The sequence below is a fragment of the Pseudoalteromonas sp. TB51 genome (assembly GCF_000498055.1).
Classification (GTDB): Bacteria; Pseudomonadota; Gammaproteobacteria; order Enterobacterales; family Alteromonadaceae; genus Pseudoalteromonas; species Pseudoalteromonas atlantica.
The window spans coordinates 16,663-30,850 of the sequence record NZ_AUTO01000066.1 but is presented as its reverse complement, the minus strand read 5'-3'; the positions used below and the strand labels follow the sequence as shown (position 1 = coordinate 30,850).

Genomic DNA, 14,188 nt, shown 5'->3' with positions numbered 1-14,188 from the left:
AACAGGGTTGAGCGGTAATCATCGTCTAGCCCTGCCATTTTCTTTTTCCTCGCCATACTAGCTGACTTAGATGTATCTTGTTTAAAAAGCGCCATGGCTATCTTTCGCATTACATTAAACATTAATGGCCCTTGAAGTTTGCGTATTCTCGATTCATCTTCTCTGAAGTTCATATCAAGCATCCAATGCATGCTTTCAACCTGCCAGTGACTGCGTACCGCATTGAGTGCTTGCGCTGCATTTAAGTCTAATGAACTTATATACCAGCGTGTTTCAGTGGTATCCGACCCTGCCGACTTATCATGAACTTCAGCCCTGACCTTAATAATACTCGTTAAGCCAGGCCAACGATAATCCTTGCCTAACCAGCTTTTATCTATAAGTAACTGCTGGCATGTACGTGTTTCAACACGCCCATGTCCTGAGCTTATTTCGGTATATTCATCACAATTATGCTGAGTTAACCTTTCACGCTCGCACTTGTGCCACCACGCTTCTAGTTCCTTTTGCATGCCTGAATGATTACCTTTAAGTGCAAGAATATAATCTGCTTTTTGTTGGATGATTTGTTTTGCTATTTCTTGTTGGCATCCCATCGCATCTAACGTAATGATACTGTTTTCAATATCGAGCAGGGTGAGTAATTCTGGTATTGCGGTGATTTCATTTGTTTTATTATCAACAGCCGTCTGCCCAAGCACTAACTGGTGTTGGCAACTCCATGCACTGACCGTGTGTAAGGCACTTTTTCTGTCTTTTGTGGTAAATGAACGTCGTGCGGTTTTGCCATCGATAGCGATGATATCTGCACCTGTGGTTTCAATCAGTGATGATATCCAAGATTGAAATGCCCTTTCTATTTCATTTGCTTTTAACCGACACATGACGCGAGCAATCGTGTCATGTTTTGGAATTCCTGCGTTGAACGTACCGTATTTTTTTAACCAATCAAGCTTTAGGTGCCCAAAGTCTTCAATATCTTCCCATCCTTCTGCACCAGAGAGTACAGCGCTAATAGCAAGGAGAAGAATATCGATAAGTTCATGCTTTTTACAACGTTCAATGCGAGGATCTGTAATTGAATTAAAATGTTTCAGAAAAGTAGTGCTCATATTTATGCGACCAAGTAATTATTATGCCTTGATCTGATCACTACTTGCTCTATAAGTTCAATTTATAATGATCTTGCCGTGTGTGTGCTCTTTTATATTAGCAGGCTTTATTGCATGTCTAAAAATAAGCTTAGGGGCTTTATTTTATTTGCTTATAGGGCAATATAATTGGCAAGAATTGGCAGATAATTACGTATACCTAAGTGCTATCATTTGGTTTCCTGAGGCAATGCTTAACGGTATGGCCATTACGCTTTTGATCACTTATCGGCCACACTGGGTCAAAACTTTTTATGATAAGGACTACCTAGACTCATGAGTCTGCAATACCAATGCCCTTTATGTAACCACGCACTTTTAAAACATAATTCATCACTTCGATGTGACAATAATCACACCTTCGACTTTGCCAAAGAAGGCTATGTAAATTTATTACCGGTGCAACACAAAAACTCAAAGCAACCGGGTGATTCGCTTGAGATGGTACAAGCAAGGCGTGCTTTTTTAGAGCAAGGCTTTTATGCATTTTTACAGCGCGCATTAAGTAATATAATTAGTGAGCGCAAACCAAACGTGCTAATAGATTTAGGCTGCGGCGAAGGATTTTATACTCATGCCATTGCCGATAAAATAGAGGCGCAGGTATACGGCGTCGATATTTCTAAATCAGCCGTAAAATATGCAGCAAAACGATACCCACAATGTCATTTTAGCGTTGCATCAATTAGCCAGGCGCCTTTTAAGTCAGGCACTGCTGACGTATTGCTGAGTGTTTTTGCGCCTTTGTTTGAACAAGAGCTGGCGCGTTTAGCTGCGCCAAATGCCACATTAGTAGTTGCAAGCCCAGGGCCGTGGCATTTAAAAGAGCTGAAAGAATATATTTATGCAGATGTAGCAAAACACACTGAAATTGACACGCCAAGCGGCTTTATAAAAGCAGATCAAAAGCTCATTACAGAGCAGGTTACGCTTAATTTTTCAGATATTAAAAATTTAATAATGATGACACCATTTGCGTGGAAATTTAGACCTGAACATTGGCAAACTCTTGAAGAAAAAGGCGCCCAAAGCGTCACCCTATCGTTTTACATTACCGAGTTTAGTAAAGCCGATTGATATTTTAATAACGAGTGTTTGTGAAGAAATTACTGACCGGCTATATTGAGTTAGCTCATATGCCAGAGGGAGTGCTTAAATAAATGGAGCAAAGCGTGCGCTCTGCTCATACACTTATAGATAAACGCGCTCTAAAATTGTTCTTTAGTAAACGCTTTATCCATTTTATCAAACATGTCTTTTAATAAGTGTGCAAGCTCCATATAACGGGGCTTGTTTTCGCTTATTTGGGCTTGATAGCCATTTGCCACCATTTTGGTATATAACTCGTTGTACCATTTTTGCATGCTCGGTTCTAATGGTGTTTCGGCTCGCTTACCTAACCAAAACAAGCCTTGCAACGGCAACGATAAAAAAAACAATGCACTGGCAATCGCTTGCGGTAAAAAATCGGGGCCTAAATAGTTAAGCTGAAAAAATAACGTAAGCATGGCTAATATTGGCATTACAGTAATTGCCAGCTCGGTTGCCTTAATTACTTTAAATTCGTTAAACAACGGTGCTAACTCTTTACGCATAGGCCATTTTTTTGCATATGCCCTACCCGTCTGTAATTGTGACATCACACTTTTTTGCATCATGACTCCTCACATCTAAACTTTTAAACCCGTAGCGCCTGCTTGCCACTGCCTGTAAGTGTAACACAAATAAATAGCTTCACACTTTAGCAGTAAAAGTTATTGTTTTTGTATATATAAGCAACTAAACACTAAACTAAATTTATTAACTGGGTTAAAATACGCATCTTATAAATTAGACTTTAGTCGCTTTTTTATCACCTATATGGTGGCTAAGTTTACCTTTAATTTGCACCTTAAGTGTATTGTTCATATCTTAACGTACACTTACTAAATTTATTGTTTATGGAAACTGTATCTATGCCAACTACGCCCTCTAAATCACAACACGTTTTAGTATTAAACTGTGGTAGTTCGAGTTTAAAATTCGCCATTATTGATGCTGATAACGGGCATGAAATTATTTCGGGCTTAGCTGAACGCCTAGGTTCAGAAAATCCATCTATTAAATATAAATACCAAGGTGATAAAACCGTTATCACCTTAGCTGCTAATCAAGCGCATGGTGAAGCAATTAATACGCTTGTGAGCCTAATTAAAGATCACCACTTAGATGAGCATTTAATTGCCGTAGGCCATCGTGTTGTTCACGGTGGTGAGCACTTTACTCAATCTGCATTAGTGGATGAAAAAGTCATTGCGGGTATTTCAGATGCTTCAAGCCTTGCCCCTTTACATGGCCATGCCAACTTACTGGGTATTTCATCAGCGCAGGCTTCGTTTGCTGGTTTGCCACAGATTGCTGTTTTTGACACTGCATTTCATCAAACCATGGATAAAGTAGCCTACTTATATGCACTCCCTTACAAGCTATACACAGAGCACGGTGTTCGCCGTTACGGTATGCACGGCACAAGCCACTATTATGTAGCAGGCCAAACCGCTAAATTAATTAATAAGCCTGTTGAGCAAAGCAATTTTATTAGTGCGCATTTAGGTAATGGTTGTTCTGTATGTGCAATTAAAGGCGGTAAAAGTGTAGATACTAGCATGGGCTTAACCCCGCTTGCTGGGTTAGTAATGGGCACCCGCAGCGGTGATATCGACCCTGGTTTATTTAACTTTTTAACAACACAACTTAATTACGATGCAAAACAAATCGACAACTTACTTAATAAAGAAAGTGGTTTGTTAGGTATTAGTGAACTGTCTAACGACTGCAGAACCATTGAAGAAGCTGCTATAGCTGGCCATGAAAAAGCCGCCCTTGCACTTGACATTTTTTGCTACCGCCTTGCTAAACAAATTGCCGCCTACATGGTGCCATTACAGCAGTTAGATGCGCTTATTTTTACCGGTGGTATAGGCGAAAACTCAGATATTATCCGCGATAAAGTAATCACACAACTGGCGTTTTTAGGCTTAGATTGCGATAAACAAGCCAACTTAGATGCGCGATTTGGTAATGAAGGCATTATTAGCTCTGACAACGCGATCACTAAAGCGGTTGTAATGCCAACTAATGAAGAATGGGTAATTGCCCTTGATGCCGCTAACATTGTGAAGGAGCTTTAATTATGGCACGTCGTATTATGTTAATTCCGGTTTCTACGGGTGTTGGTTTAACATCTGTTTCTGTCGGGTTAGTGCGTGCGCTTGAGCAAAAAACCGTGAAAGTTAACTTTTTCAAGCCAATTGCCCAACCACGTACGGGTGAAACAGGCCCTGAAAAGTCAACTCAAATTATTATGCAAGGCTCATCAATTACCCCACCAACTCCTTTTGCATTAAGCTATGCAGAGCAAATGATTGGCGATGGTAAAGGCGATGATTTACTTGAAGAAATAGTAGAGCGCTTTGAAAGTAAAATTAACGATGACGAAGTGGCTATTATTGAAGGCATGGTGCCTACTCGCCGCCAACCTTACGCAGGGCGTGTAAACCGCGAAATAGCCCAAACTCTGGGTGCCGATATAGTATTTGTATTAACCCCTGGTAATTACACCATTACGCAAATTGAAGACCGTTTAGAAATTGCTGCTGGGTATTATGGTGGCATTGATCACCCGCGGGTTTTAGGCTGTATTTTTAACAAAGTGAATGCCCCGCTTGATGAAGAAGGCCGCGCCCGCGCTGATTTGGTCGATTCATACAAAGCTGAAGAGCTCGATAACGAATTAAACCGTTTAGCTTCTTTACCTATTTTTAGAAAAAACCCTTTTATGCTTTTAGGCGCCATCCCGTGGGACTTTGATTTAGTTGCGCCGCGCGTGAAAGATTTAAGCGCGTATTTAAAAGCCACTATTATTAACGAAGGCGACATGCTACACCGTCGCTTACGCCGTATTACATTTTGTGCGCGTACCGTATCAAACATTTTGAACCACTTTACACCGGGCGCATTATTAGTCACCCCGGGCGATCGTTCAGATATTTTAGTCGCTGCGTGTTTGTCTGCCATGAACGGCACTAAAATTGGTGCTATTTTACTTACCGGTGGTTTTGAACCAGAGCCGCGTATAATGGCGCTGTGTGAACAAGCAATGCAAACAGGCTTGCCTATTTTAGCCACAGAGGCCGATACTTGGCGTACATCATTACTACTGCATAATTTTAATATGGAAGTACCAAGCGATGATGACCAACGTATTGAAAAAGTAAAAGATCACAACGCAGAATATATCGATTCTGATTGGCTCGATACGCTTGCAAAAAATGTTGGTAAAACACGTAAGCTCTCTCCTCCTGCGTTTCGTTATTTACTTACAGATAAAGCCCGTAAAGCAGCTAAAACAGTGGTACTTCCTGAAGGAAATGAGCCGCGTACTATTAAAGCCGCGGCTATTTGTGGACAACGTGGTATTGCCAAAACAGTATTACTTGGCGATCGCGATGAAATAATGCGTATTGCCGAGCAACAAGGTATTGAGCTTAACGAACATGTAAGTATTGTTGAGCCAAAATCGGTGATTAACGACTATGTTGCACCTATGGTCGAAATTCGTAAAAGCAAAGGCTTAACAGAAGTCGTAGCACAAGAGCAATTACAAGATAATGTTGTACTGGGCACTATGATGCTTGAGCAAGGTAAAGTCGATGGCTTAGTATCTGGCGCTGTTAACACAACAGCTAATACAATTCGCCCACCGCTGCAGTTAATTAAAACCGCTCCAGGGTCATCACTTGTATCATCTGTGTTTTTTATGCTGCTGCCTGACCAAGTACTGGTATATGGCGACTGTGCAATTAACCCCGACCCTAATGCAGAACAATTAGCAGATATCGCTATTCAGTCAGCCGACTCTGCAGCCGCGTTTGGCATAGAGCCACGTGTTGCCATGATAAGCTACAGCACAGGTACTTCTGGCTCTGGCGCCGATGTTGAAAAAGTGCGTGAAGCCACTAAAATTGCTCAACAAAAACGTCCTGATTTAATTATTGATGGGCCATTGCAATACGACGCTGCGATTATGGAAAATGTTGCTCTTAAAAAAGCACCAAATAGCCCAGTAGCCGGTAAAGCTACGGTATTTATTTTCCCAGACCTTAATACCGGTAACACAACCTACAAAGCCGTACAACGTAGTGCCGATCTAATCAGCATAGGGCCTATGCTACAAGGTATGCGAAAGCCCGTTAACGATTTAAGCCGTGGCGCATTAGTCGATGACATAGTGTACACCATTGCACTTACGGCTATTCAAGCAGCTCAAGTTGAAGCGCTCGCAAACGCCTAAATCAAACTAGTGCTTTTTATAGCCTAGCTAATATTTACTTATTAATTAGTTAGTTAGGCTATTTATACCTACCAATTCCCATACTTATCCACAGAAATTGTGGGTAAGTTTTAAATCCTTATTACCCACAGTCACACAGCCTTTATTTTAGTGGCTGTTACACCTTTAATTTAAAGCCAATAATCTATACTATTAACTGACTCTATACGCTGTTTGCAGGTTATTAATGTCAAAACAAACATTACAATTACACAGCACGCTGTTGTCAATTCATAGTTTAGAAGTGGATGCAGACATTCCTGTAGCGCTATTAAAATTACCCCTATTTTTTATTTCTAAAACTCACGATGAGCTTTCTATTGTTTGCCCTAGTCATTTTGCTATTGAGTGTTTAGATACAGAGCCTGATTGGCAAGCACTTGAAGTAGTTGGCCCGTTGGGGTTTTCTTTAACGGGGATTATGGCCAATATATCTGGCGTGCTTGCAAAGGCTAATATTTCTATTTTTTCTATCTCAACCTACGACACAGATTATATTTTGGTAAAAAAACACACTGCGCAGCAAGCCATCACTGCACTTAAAAAAGATGGCTACAATTTAGTAGTAGATCAATAAATGAGAGCAGCCTCTATCGAGTTTTTAGCGCAAAATAAGCTCCCCGCCAGCGCATTAAAAATTACCAGCCCCTTTAGCGGCAAAGTCATTGATTTGAACCTGCACCCTGAGCCCTTTTTTAAATTTTCTACCCTTGGGCCAACTATGTTGGTTGCATTAAGTAATCATAAAATTTTAGCGCCCTTTGATGGCACTTTAGTGCAGGTTAAAAATGCAGGATGTGAATTTATTCTCCAAGCAAATAACGGTTTAAAGGTTCTCATTAACTTGTCACTACCGGCGCAGCAGCCTATTACACACACACATATTGCACAGCTAAATGGCAGCAAAATAAGCAAAGGGCAGCGCTTAGCTTACTTTGATTTACGCGAACTTAAATCGCCCTTACTGGCCAGCTTGGTGCTATTAAATGGCCATAACTTAGGCACTTTTCATTATTCACACACGCAAATAAATGCGGGTGTAGACCCCCTTTTAACTATTATTAAGAAGAACTAAACCTATGATCACTCTTTACGGCATTAGTAATTGCGACACCATTAAAAAAGCCAAAAAATACCTCGCCGACAACAACATAGATTTTACCTTTCACGATTACCGAAAAGACGGTGTAAACGAGCATCTTGTAAGCGAATTTGCTGAGCATATTGACTGGGAACAGTTAGTTAATAAGCGTGGTACAACCTATCGCGCACTCGCTGATGAGCAAAAGCAAAACCTAAACAAAGACACGGCTATAACATTACTTGTAGAGCAACCAGCTATGATCAAGCGCCCAGTGCTTGTTAATAACAACAGCTACCACTTAGGCTTTAAAGCTGCGCAATACGATGAGATATTTAAATAATGACACATGAAGTAATTGCACTTGCACAAGCGCTTATTCAGCGCGAGTCGGTAACCCCTGAAGATGCGGGTTGCCAATCAATGATGAACGAGCGTTTAAAAGCCCTAGGATTTAATATCGAGTCGTTGTTTTTTACCGATACACTCAATACATGGGCCCGAAAAGGAAACGAGTCGCCACACTTTTGTTTTGCAGGCCATACCGATGTTGTCCCTACAGGCCCTGCACAAAACTGGCAGCACCCGCCATTTTCAGGCTTAATTGAAGATGGTTTGCTGCATGGCCGAGGCGCAGCTGATATGAAGGGCTCTCTAGCGGCGATGCTTGTTGCTACTGAGCGCTTTGTAGCTAAAAACCCTGATCACAAAGGCTCTATCTCATTTTTAATTACCTCTGATGAAGAAGGCCCCTTTATCAACGGCACAACCAAAGTAATAGACACGCTTGAAGCACGCGGCGAAAAAATTGATATGTGCTTAGTGGGTGAGCCTTCATCGCGAGATGTACTCGGTGATGTAGTGAAAAATGGCCGTCGTGGCTCCCTTACTGGCTTTTTAAAAGTAAAAGGTGTGCAAGGCCATGTAGCCTACCCCCACTTAGCACAAAACCCAATTCATTTGGCTGCCCCCGCCATTACTGAACTTAGCCAAACAGTGTGGGACAACGGCAATGAATTTTTCCCTGCAACCAGCTTCCAAGTATCAAATATAAAGGGTGGCACGGGGGCCGGTAATGTCATACCGGGCGAGCTTGAGGTGCAATTTAATTTTAGATTTAGTACCGAAGTAACTCATCAGCAACTGCAAGAACGGGTTAATGCTATTTTACAAACGCATGACTTAAACTACGAATTAAGCTGGATAGTAAACGGCTTGCCGTTTATAACCGAGCATGGCCCGTTAGTTGATGCCACTGTAAATGCGATTAAATCTGTTACGGGGTTAACCACTAACCTCGAAACCACCGGGGGTACGTCAGATGGGCGCTTTATAGCGCAAACAGGCGCAAAAGTGATTGAACTAGGCCCCCGCAACGCCACTATTCATAAAGTAGATGAATGTGTAAGCACCGATGATTTAATCGCTTTAGCTGATATTTACGAACAAATTTTAGAACAATTGTTAACCTAATGGCACTCGATACCAATACATTAGCAATGTGTATCACTGGACAAAGTGATACACACCTCACTGAGATTCAATCGCATCGGTTACATACTGATATTATTGATGACTTTTTAGCCCTGCAAAATGGCGCTAAAAATGCTGGTTTTGAGTTGACTATTGCCTCAAGTTTTCGCGATTTTAATCGCCAAGCTATGATTTGGAATAAAAAGTTTTTAGGTATACGCCCTGTTTTTAATAAACAGCAACAGATAGTGGATTTAAGCCAACTAAATGAGTTGGAAAAATGCACGGCTATTATGCTCTACTCTGCCTTGCCAGGGGCTAGTCGGCATCATTTAGGTACCGACCTTGATGTGTATGATACCGCTGCAATTAACGATGACTATAAGCTGCAACTTACCCCTGATGAATACCAACATGGGGGACCATTTGCGCCACTCAGCCAGTGGCTTGATAAAAATCTAGCTAAATATGGTTTTTATCGCCCCTACAAACAGGATTTAGGCGGCGTAGCACCTGAACTTTGGCATATTAGCCATATTAAGCAATCTCAGCGGTTAGTAAACACATTGAGCGAAGCGATGCTTTACGAATGTATAAGCAACAGCGATTTAGAGGGTAAGTCAGCTATTTTAGATAATTTACCCGCGCTATATAAACGTTTTATAACAAATGTAAGCCCGCCTTAATAGCGGGCTTTTCTTGGCATTACCGCGCTGTATGCTTATTTAATATAAACACCAATACCGAGCCGAGTATTAGTGAGCTTGCAATAATAAACTCCACTGTTACCTGCTCAGATAAAAACAACATACCAGCGATAGCAGCCAGNCCGCCGCTTGCGTGCTTTTTAGTAGCGGCATGGCCACATACCAAATACTGTAACCAATGCCTGATGCAATGGCGCCCGAGGCGCACGCTAGCAGCACCCCTTGCATACTTACTGTTTTTAAATAGCCTATTGCTACAAGTAATAAAACAGGAATAGCCACTAAGCTTCTTATAAAGTTAAAGGCGGTGGTCCGCAGCGGCGATACACACGCTTTACCGCGTATACTGTAAACGCCCCATGCAACACCACTTAACGCCATAAGCGAGGCCCCTAACAAAGAAGGCACAGCGGCAGAGGGCAACATTAAATACACAAATCCAGCTAACGCGACAAAAAAAGCCCCCCACTGCAATTTACTCAGCTGCTCTTTTTTATATATGCCCCAACCAATCATGGTAAGTTGCACTGCCGAAAATAAAATAAGCGCACCGGTGCCTGTATCTAGCTCTATATAAGCAATTGAAAAACAAAGTGCATATACCAATAAACTAATACTGCTTCGCCAACTTCCGGTATCACTTAAAATAGCGTCATTAAGCGCGCCCTTACGCTTAAGGTTATACGTATATATAGCCATAATTAAGCCTAAACACACGGCACCACTTACGAGCCTGATAATTGTAAAATTCCACGCATCAATATAACCTTGCGCTAACGCCATACGGCAAAGTAAAGAATTTGCCGCAAAGGCTATTAATGCAACGAGGGTGTATAAAGTGGCTTTCAAAATCGCTCCTTAACTAAAACCTTATAATGAGATGCTTTAAATTGGCTTGCTCAGCCAGCGCTGTATTTAAACAGCTGAGCCATTTAGCTGTAAAGCGGCATTGTTGTAATTACTCTATTCTTATTCGCAGCATTATAACTTTATATACTGCTAAATTGCTGTAATTAAGCGTCTATCCTCTGGCATTCACAAGCTATTCATGATGATTTGCCTACCTTAAATACACGTAATTTAACTAACGCGTGGCTACCTTAGGGAGAATAATTTTCAATCTTCACAGGTCTATATGCCCTAAAGTAGGCTACGCTTTTTTACACTATTTCACACAAATCCAAAACCAGAGTATGTTAATCTTTAAAACCTAACTATATAGGAGTGCTCAGTGCGCCAAAGTATAATTTTAAGTGTTTGTTTTATATTAAGTGGATGCAGCACCATAGGCTTTAATGATTTATTTAACGACTATGCAAGCCAAATGACGCCTGTAAGAAACGCAATTCAAAATAACAATATTGAACAGGCTCAATCACTTATTGCCAACAATAGTAAGTTACACAGTAGCTATTTACTTAACCAATTAGAGCAAGCCCGTTTAAAAGACCTTGCTAACGAGCAAAGTCTTTCACAACAACAATTTGAAAACGTATACGCCCAGGTACAAATAAAACGAGAAGCAGCAAAAATTCAATTAAGTGCAGGGCTTGAACAAAGTAATGCCTTATTTACTAACGACTCTGCCATTACTTATGTACCACCGGCATATGAAATGAGCATGCTACATAGCTACAAAGCACTTAATTATGTATACAACAGTGATTTAGAAGGCGCCTTGGTTGAAATACGTCGCGCTAACAAAGTACAAGTCGATGCGCTTGCTGATAATAAAACACAAATAAACGACACAATAGAGCAAGCACAACAGCATTACCCAAGTATGAGTAATGTGACACGCGGTATTAAAAATGGTTTTCAAAATGCCTTTACGTTTTATTTATCTGCGCTGTTGTACCAAAGTGATAAACAATACGATGATGCCTACATTGATTATAAAAAAGCATTAGAGATTCAACCTGATAATCACTACTTACAGCAAGATGTAATGCGATTAGCTAAAAGGCAAGGTTTTAACCAAGATTTAGAAGAGTTTGAGCGCCGCTTTAGCCCATTAAAGCCCCTTCAGGCTAATCACGGTGAAGTGGTTATATTGGTTGAACAAGGCTTAGTGCCTAAACAAGATGAATTTAAATTACGCTTGCCTATTTATACCTCCGGTGGTGATGCGCGTTTTTACAGTTTAGCAATGCCGGTTTATAAAGATAATGCGTTTATAGCTAACATTAATGGCGTAAATATAGGTTCGCAAAATTTAGAGCTAAACCCGTTAGTGCATATAGAAGCATTAGCGGCTAAAACATTAGAGCAACAAATACCGGCTCGCGTATCTAGGCAAGTATTACGCTTGGTAGCCAAAGAAAAAGTGCGCGCAGAGCTTGCACGTAGCACAGGCGATGTAGGCAATATCATTGCTAATATTTATAATTTGGCGTCTGAGCAGGCTGATACACGTAGCTGGCTTACTTTACCTAATCAAATAAGCATGGCACGTAGCAGTTTAAATGCAGGGTCGCATACACTTTTAATAGGCAACCATGCGCCTATTAATTTTACCGTTAGTAAGCAAGGGTTAACCTTAATTTACCTAACCTCTATTAATAACTATTTTAACTACCATGTGGTTCAACTCTAGGAGTCATCATGAAATATACTTTGCCATTAGTGGCTGCATTAATGCTTGGGGCATGTGCAAGCCAACCTGATACATCAGGCATTTCGGTTGAGCAAAGCAAAAATACATTTAACGAGCAGTTACATGTTGATAATCCTGCTCTAGGTGAAAAGCTTGCCATTACCGATGTTAAAACACGCCAAACAAACCAGTTAACCGACGTGGTAGTAACACTAAGCAGCCAATATAAAAAGTCGCAATATTTACAGTATCAGTTTAATTGGTACGACAAAGACGGGTTTGTAATTAAAGGAAACCACTCACCTTGGCAAGCCTTAACACTGTTTGGTTTTTCTAAAACACAATTACCCGGCTTAGCGCCAACACCGGATGCGGTTACATTTTCGCTCGCTGTAAGAGAAGTGTCTACCGACGCACAAGAATTTAAAGAATAAGGGTTATAAAGATGATCACTACACAATTTAAAACGTTATCGAGTTATACAGTTATTGGCCTTAGCGCACTCATTTTAAGCGGTTGTGCCAATAAAGCCGTAGTTAGTTATGGCGACGCTCAAGCAGTAGAAACCACCGATATAAACTTTGGCTCTACCGATTTACAAAAAGTAGCCAGCCAAATGACCGACTCACTACTTAGCTCGCCGGTTATTGGTACAATGACCCAAAACAAACGCCCTGTGGTATTTGTTGAGCGCATTAAAAATAAAACCAGTGAACACATAGACACTGAATCTATTACCGACTCAATCTCTACGCAACTGTTGCGCAGCGGTAAGTTTCGTTTTGTTGACATGACCCGTGTTGAATCAGTACGTGAGCAGCTTAACTTTCAAAACGAAGATGCCCTTGTAAATCCAGCCACCGCAGTTGCCTTTGGTAAACAAATTGGTGCGCAATACATGTTGTACGGCAACTTATCGAGCATTGTAAAATCAAATGCTGATAAATCAGATGTGTATTACAAATTTACAATGCGCTTAATGGATATGCAAAGTGGCCTAGTCGAGTGGGCAGACGAAACTGAAATTCGTAAAACGAAAGAAAAATCGACATTTGGTTGGTAATAATATCAATTCGCTTAATTAACTGATCTATTTTGAGGCTGGATAAACGCGTTGATAGCTAGGAAAAATTGCTATTTATTTGTTTTAAATGAGAATCTTTAACGCAGGTAGTGACACGTTTAGCCGCAAAATGATTAAGTATTTTTGCGCATTGGTATACATTTCCACGCAAAGGCAAAAATATTGCCTTTGCGTAACACCAATAGGAGACACCTATGAAAGCCTTAACCATAGCAATGTGTGCATTGCTTACACTCAGTGCACCAAGTTTTGCTAACTATGAGCGAAACAAAGCCGTGCCTGTACAACAGGTTTTATTTGGCGATGTAAAATCTGTACGTAAAATTACCGAACAAGAGCTTGTGCAAGACAAAAACAATGGCTGGAAAACCTTTGGCGGCGCCCTACTCGGGGGTGTTGTCGGTAATCAATTTGGTGGTGGGAGCGGTCGTACCGTCGCCACTATTTTAGGCTCAGTCATTGGCGGAAGCGTGGCGCATAATAATCAGCAAAAAAGCTATTATAAGCAAACACACCTAGTAGAGTTATTGATTCAGGTAGAAAACGGCGATCAATACATGGTGGTACAAGACCAGTCAATGCGCTTTAGTAAAGGTGATAACGTACGGTTGGTCTATTTAAGTGATAATACCGTAAGAGTTGACCGCGCGTACTAACAGCCCGTATCAGCATTATCGTGTAAATAAAAAACGAGCTATTTAAGCTCGTTTTTTATTTACAGCGCG

The 14,188-nt window shown here is 40.9% G+C and carries 14 protein-coding genes and 2 pseudogenes; 13 read left to right on the top strand and 3 right to left on the bottom strand.

What is annotated here, in order from left to right; all coding sequences use genetic code 11:
• Positions 1-1,112 (bottom strand): ISAs1 family transposase (locus tag L650_RS0102620; RefSeq protein ID WP_029771904.1); only part of this gene is annotated, 1,112 nt, incomplete at its 3' end.
• Positions 1,113-1,194: 82 nt separating this feature from the next.
• Between L650_RS0102620 and L650_RS24425 the strand changes: the two are divergent.
• Positions 1,195-1,431, top strand: a pseudogene (locus L650_RS24425) (hypothetical protein); the annotation flags it as partial.
• Complete coding sequence (locus L650_RS0102610; RefSeq protein ID WP_029772082.1) at positions 1,428-2,228, top strand: putative RNA methyltransferase; 801 nt, start codon at positions 1,428-1,430, stop codon at positions 2,226-2,228. The pseudogene L650_RS24425 and the gene L650_RS0102610, both read left to right, overlap by 4 nt.
• A gap of 131 nt (positions 2,229-2,359) precedes the next feature.
• Here L650_RS0102610 and yfbV read toward each other — a convergent pair whose 3' ends face one another.
• The gene (yfbV, locus tag L650_RS0102605; RefSeq protein ID WP_024034026.1) at positions 2,360-2,806 is read right to left on the bottom strand and encodes a terminus macrodomain insulation protein YfbV; all 447 of its coding nucleotides are present in this window, start codon (positions 2,804-2,806) and stop codon (positions 2,360-2,362) included.
• Positions 2,807-3,106: 300 nt separating this feature from the next.
• Here yfbV and L650_RS0102600 point away from each other — a divergent pair, with 300 nt between their 5' ends.
• The 7 genes from L650_RS0102600 to L650_RS0102570 all read left to right on the top strand — a co-directional run bounded on the left by L650_RS0102600 (position 3,107) and on the right by L650_RS0102570 (position 9,762).
• Positions 3,107-4,321 (top strand): acetate kinase, encoded by a 1,215-nt coding sequence (locus tag L650_RS0102600; protein WP_029772081.1) that lies wholly within the window; start codon positions 3,107-3,109, stop codon positions 4,319-4,321.
• Between the two features lie 2 nt (positions 4,322-4,323).
• Positions 4,324-6,483, top strand: a complete 2,160-nt coding sequence (pta, locus tag L650_RS0102595) for a phosphate acetyltransferase (protein WP_029772080.1) — start codon at positions 4,324-4,326, stop codon at positions 6,481-6,483.
• A 226-nt stretch (positions 6,484-6,709) separates the two neighbouring features.
• On the top strand, positions 6,710-7,099 hold the full coding sequence (locus L650_RS0102590; RefSeq protein WP_029772079.1) for an ACT domain-containing protein: 390 nt from the start codon (positions 6,710-6,712) through the stop codon (positions 7,097-7,099).
• Positions 7,100-7,597, top strand: coding sequence for a PTS glucose transporter subunit IIA (locus L650_RS0102585; protein ID WP_029772078.1), 498 nt, complete (start codon positions 7,100-7,102; stop codon positions 7,595-7,597).
• A 4-nt stretch (positions 7,598-7,601) separates the two neighbouring features.
• Positions 7,602-7,946: an ArsC family reductase gene (locus tag L650_RS0102580; RefSeq protein WP_029772077.1), complete on the top strand. Its 345-nt coding sequence runs from the start codon at positions 7,602-7,604 to the stop codon at positions 7,944-7,946.
• Entirely contained in the window at positions 7,946-9,076 is a 1,131-nt protein-coding gene (gene dapE, locus L650_RS0102575) for a succinyl-diaminopimelate desuccinylase (protein ID WP_004587773.1), read from the top strand. The genes L650_RS0102580 and dapE overlap by 1 nt, the downstream gene beginning before the upstream one ends.
• Positions 9,076-9,762 carry a M15 family metallopeptidase gene (locus L650_RS0102570; RefSeq protein ID WP_029772076.1) on the top strand — a complete coding sequence of 229 codons (687 nt, stop codon included), beginning with the start codon at positions 9,076-9,078 and terminating at the stop codon, positions 9,760-9,762. Before dapE ends, L650_RS0102570 begins: the two co-directional genes overlap by 1 nt.
• Before the next feature lie 19 nt (positions 9,763-9,781).
• On the opposite strand, the pseudogene L650_RS0102565 reads toward L650_RS0102570, so the two are convergent.
• Positions 9,782-10,632 (bottom strand): annotated as a pseudogene (locus L650_RS0102565) (DMT family transporter).
• 382 nt (positions 10,633-11,014) lie between these two features.
• On the opposite strand from L650_RS0102565, the gene L650_RS0102560 reads away from it, so the two are divergent.
• The 4 genes from L650_RS0102560 (at position 11,015) to L650_RS0102545 (ending at position 14,119) form a co-directional block, all read left to right on the top strand.
• Positions 11,015-12,379 (top strand): COG3014 family protein, encoded by a 1,365-nt coding sequence (locus L650_RS0102560; RefSeq protein ID WP_029772075.1) that lies wholly within the window; start codon positions 11,015-11,017, stop codon positions 12,377-12,379.
• Between the two features lie 8 nt (positions 12,380-12,387).
• Positions 12,388-12,813 carry a YcfL family protein gene (locus L650_RS0102555; RefSeq protein WP_024032667.1) on the top strand — a complete coding sequence of 142 codons (426 nt, stop codon included), beginning with the start codon at positions 12,388-12,390 and terminating at the stop codon, positions 12,811-12,813.
• Between the two features lie 11 nt (positions 12,814-12,824).
• Positions 12,825-13,442 carry a penicillin-binding protein activator LpoB gene (gene lpoB, locus L650_RS0102550; RefSeq protein WP_029772074.1) on the top strand — a complete coding sequence of 206 codons (618 nt, stop codon included), beginning with the start codon at positions 12,825-12,827 and terminating at the stop codon, positions 13,440-13,442.
• A 215-nt stretch (positions 13,443-13,657) separates the two neighbouring features.
• Positions 13,658-14,119 (top strand): glycine zipper 2TM domain-containing protein, encoded by a 462-nt coding sequence (locus L650_RS0102545; protein ID WP_029772073.1) that lies wholly within the window; start codon positions 13,658-13,660, stop codon positions 14,117-14,119.
• The last annotated feature ends 69 nt before the right edge of the window (positions 14,120-14,188 follow it).

Bases quoted from the DNA above. Each gene is read 5' to 3' on its own strand.
- pta (WP_029772080.1), top strand. From the start codon at position 4,324: ATGGCACGTCGTATTATGTTAATTCCGGTTTCTACGGGTGTTGGTTTA.
- L650_RS0102585 (WP_029772078.1), top strand. From the start codon at position 7,100: ATGAGAGCAGCCTCTATCGAGTTTTTAGCGCAAAATAAGCTCCCCGCC.
- L650_RS0102580 (WP_029772077.1), top strand. From the start codon at position 7,602: ATGATCACTCTTTACGGCATTAGTAATTGCGACACCATTAAAAAAGCC.
- L650_RS0102545 (WP_029772073.1), top strand. From the start codon at position 13,658: ATGAAAGCCTTAACCATAGCAATGTGTGCATTGCTTACACTCAGTGCA.
- L650_RS0102610 (WP_029772082.1), top strand. From the start codon at position 1,428: ATGAGTCTGCAATACCAATGCCCTTTATGTAACCACGCACTTTTAAAA.
- L650_RS0102555 (WP_024032667.1), top strand. From the start codon at position 12,388: ATGAAATATACTTTGCCATTAGTGGCTGCATTAATGCTTGGGGCATGT.
- dapE (WP_004587773.1), top strand. From the start codon at position 7,946: ATGACACATGAAGTAATTGCACTTGCACAAGCGCTTATTCAGCGCGAG.
- yfbV (WP_024034026.1), bottom strand. From the start codon at position 2,806: ATGCAAAAAAGTGTGATGTCACAATTACAGACGGGTAGGGCATATGCA.
- L650_RS0102600 (WP_029772081.1), top strand. From the start codon at position 3,107: ATGCCAACTACGCCCTCTAAATCACAACACGTTTTAGTATTAAACTGT.
- L650_RS0102590 (WP_029772079.1), top strand. From the start codon at position 6,710: ATGTCAAAACAAACATTACAATTACACAGCACGCTGTTGTCAATTCAT.
- lpoB (WP_029772074.1), top strand. From the start codon at position 12,825: ATGATCACTACACAATTTAAAACGTTATCGAGTTATACAGTTATTGGC.
- L650_RS0102570 (WP_029772076.1), top strand. From the start codon at position 9,076: ATGGCACTCGATACCAATACATTAGCAATGTGTATCACTGGACAAAGT.